Below are 3,683 nucleotides of genomic sequence, written 5' to 3'. Positions count from 1 at the left end.
CTTCCATTCCTAGACCACAAGCACTTTCTAGACCATCAATTGACATTACTGCCAAGTCATTGTCTGGACAAGGATCAACATGGAAACCTTCTTGCACCTCAAGATCAGATCCTGATACACCACCAATTCCGTTTGTTACTTCATTACCATCATTGTTTGCAAGGATAATACCACCACAACGAGTAATAGAATAGGTACCACCATTCCATCCATCATCATACGTATCCCAAGCATTCATAACATAGTCACCATTTGCATATACACAAACAGCAGTATTGTACGTTGAGTTATTAGAATAACCAGCAGTGATACCTGTATTGTAAGCGGTAACATTATTGATAGTATCTAAAATTTCCCACCATACTTCACCTGCGTAGTTACCAGTGTTAACTTGAACATCAATCCACATATTACCAAGGTTGGTAACTGTTGATCCCATTCCGTCATTCGATACAACTGAATCAGCTGCTAAAGCAGTTTGAACCCAGAAGTTAGAATCTAGAGCAGAAGAGAAGTCATAGTAACCATCTATAATAAATGTAGCAGTTCCACCTGGTTGGATAGTATCCATGAATGTACCTACGTTGAAGTAGATAGAATCATCCCAACTCAATTCAACTGGGAATCCAGTTGCCATAAGACCACCAAAGTTCTCAATCTCTACTTCAATTTGAGATGAATCACTCAAATTACATCCTGCAGAAACTGGAGAGATGATAGAAGAAACACCTATATTATTACCCCATGGAGTAACAAATGATAGTAATACGTCATCATATACTGTATCACAAAGATTAGATAAGTATACATCATAAATAGTATTCTCAGATAATCCAGTAATAGTGTATGGATGTACAAGAGCAGTATCCGTTGGAATACTATCATATACATCTAATGTATCCAAAACATCAACCAATTCTAAGTACCAAACAGTATCAGGGCTGATATTCAACCAATCTAAAGTAACCTCAGTATCCAATACTTCAACAGTATTAAATCCAACTGGTAATGCACAATCTGGACCTTCTTCCCATCTTACTTTATCAATATAAAGATTTTGGAAAGTAGAAGAATGGTCAAATCTAATCGCAATACGAGTATCCGTTCCTGTATAAGACAAGAATGGCACCAATACAGAATCACAGGCTACGCCTGCTGTTCCAGAATAAAGTGCAGTAAAGGTATTAGGATCATTCGCATCTGTTATAGTCCCTACTTCATAACCAGAAGGAGGAGCCCAAGATGAGAAGTTTGTAGCAGTAAATGTCAATACATGAGTACCAGCATTAATATCCGTCAATTCAGGTGTTACTAATAACAATTCTGAATTTGGATCATCTCCACTGTACATTCTAATAGCTTTAGAGCCATCACATGTGTTCCAAGTAGAGTTGTACACGTTCATCGTAGGGAATGACCATTGAGAAGTTGAATTATCAACTACTGTATAATCCCAGCAAATAGATGTATCTGCACCACCGGCAAGATCTTCAAAGTTATTGTAGAAATTTCCAATTGCAGCACAATCTGTTTGAACATTCACAACTAATACTTCACTGATTGCGTTCGAACAATTTGTAGAAATTGTCATCGCGTAAACCGTAGAAGGCGCTAAACCAGTAATAGTATGCGCTAAAGTATTAGCAGTATCTAATACTGTTGGATTATTTCCAGCAATATCAACCATTTCGATGAACCACTCAGCCCCAAATGTACCTGCAGAATCAATAGCAATAGAAACCGACGTCGTAGACGTAGAATCAATAGTTACTGAAGGAGGGAAACAATTTGGAATTTCATGCCATTCAACATCATCAATATAGGTAGTCGCATACACGTCACCAGCAACATTCTGAAGTGCTATACGTGTATCAGATCCAGTATATGAATCGAAATTGATTGTATATTGAGTATAGACGTTCGTTAATGCAACAGTTTCAAATGGTGTAAACGTATTGATATCATTAACATCTGAAATAGTACCTACAACAATCTCATTTCCATCACTCCATTGATCAATAGCAAAGAAACGTAATCTATGATCTTGAGTAGCCAATGAACTAAATTCAGGAAGCACTGCAAACTGATAATTCGATGAACCAACTGCATTATCATTAGACATTTGGACAGAATTTATCCCAGTATTACCAACAGTCCAAGTAGAACTGAACACCTGAACATTAGACCATGAAGAGCTGGTACTATCAATAAAGTCCCAACAGTTCATTGCATCTCCAGTATTCAAACCTTCAAATGAAGTCGCATAATCAACAACAGGAGCACAAACAGTTGTGAATGTAACAGGACCAACCCAAACAGTTGAATCTGTACCACACATAGTTCTTGCGTATACTGAGTAATCAGTACCAGGAGTCAATGAAGACAAAGTAAATGGCGTTCCAGATACTACATCAGTAGCTACTCCAGTTGGCGCATTCAATCCTTCCACAATTTCAACTTCGTAAGAAGTAGCTCCAGTTCCTGCCACTGTAAATGACATATCTACAGATGTAGTATATGCAGAATCTACAGCTAAATAGTAAGGAATATTACAAGGAGGTAATACATCTATAGCAATAGAATCGATAAATACAGTATATCCGTAGTTAGCTGGACCCGTGTAAGCGATATCCACCATTAAGTCCGTACCAGTATATGAATTATCAATCAAAAGATTTTCTTCAACATAAATACCAGGTTGTGTAGAAGTAACACCACCTTGAGAATCAAATGCTGCACCAGTTACATTCCAAACAGTAGTCCATGTAGCACCACCATCATTTGATAGACGAACACTTAAACTATCACTAATCCAAGTATACTCATCGTGAGACCATTTGAATGTCAACAAACCTTGTTGTGACATAGTGACCATAGGCGTGATCAAATGTCTATTTGTACTATAGTTTGGCCATGAGTTTCTTGCTTTAGCAGCAACTGTATCACCACCAGAAACATGTTCAAACCATGGTTGATCACCATTATCTACATCAAAACACTCAGGTACCCAAGTACTGAATGGTTCAGAGAAAGGCATTGCAACAGCATTACACAACGTAGTAATAGTAACAGGACCTGACCAGTCTGAATTACCATCTGCACCACCACAGGCAGCACTAACATATAGTGAATACTCAGAATTTGCATCCAAACTCATAGCTGTATAAGAATCAGTAGTAGTACTGTCATCAGCTATACCAGTTTGAACTTCACCTAATGTAACATTCACATACTCTACATACCACATTGTTTCAGTGTCAATAGAAGTCCATGAGAATGTAATATCATCATTATCATACGACACCAATACTAAATCGATTGGAGCCTGACAAGTAGGTAATGTTGTGAAATTATAAACTCCTGACCAAGCACCAGGTCCGTCAATAACACCACAGTTTGCTCTTACGATAAACTGGTAGTTACTTTCCGGTACCAAACCAGTCAATTGCGGTGCATTCGTAGAAAGACCAGCATTGTTTGGTACATACGTGAAGGTATCAGCAGGAATACTTGAAGTATTGATAATCTCAATATCCCAAGAAGTTTCAGATCCAACTTGTCCCCATGAAAGGTCCAATGTAGTATCTGAAATAGAATCAATAGAAATAGCTCCTAATGGTAAACATGTAGGAGGTGTAATAAAGTTTCCAGCAAAAGACCAGTCACTCAAAGGTGTTGTATTG

Annotated in this window: 1 protein-coding gene; it reads right to left on the bottom strand. The window is 37.8% G+C overall.

Annotation, left to right across the window (positions count from 1 at the left end):
* A partial coding sequence (locus tag A9Q93_RS04020) for a choice-of-anchor J domain-containing protein (RefSeq protein ID WP_303686087.1) occupies positions 1-3,683 on the bottom strand: 3,683 nt, incomplete at both ends.

The sequence above is a fragment of the Nonlabens dokdonensis genome (assembly GCF_002162835.1).
Lineage (GTDB): Bacteria > Bacteroidota > Bacteroidia > Flavobacteriales > Flavobacteriaceae > Nonlabens > Nonlabens dokdonensis_B.
The sequence above is the reverse complement of the archived record's forward strand: the minus strand, read 5'-3'. Positions and strand labels throughout refer to the sequence as shown.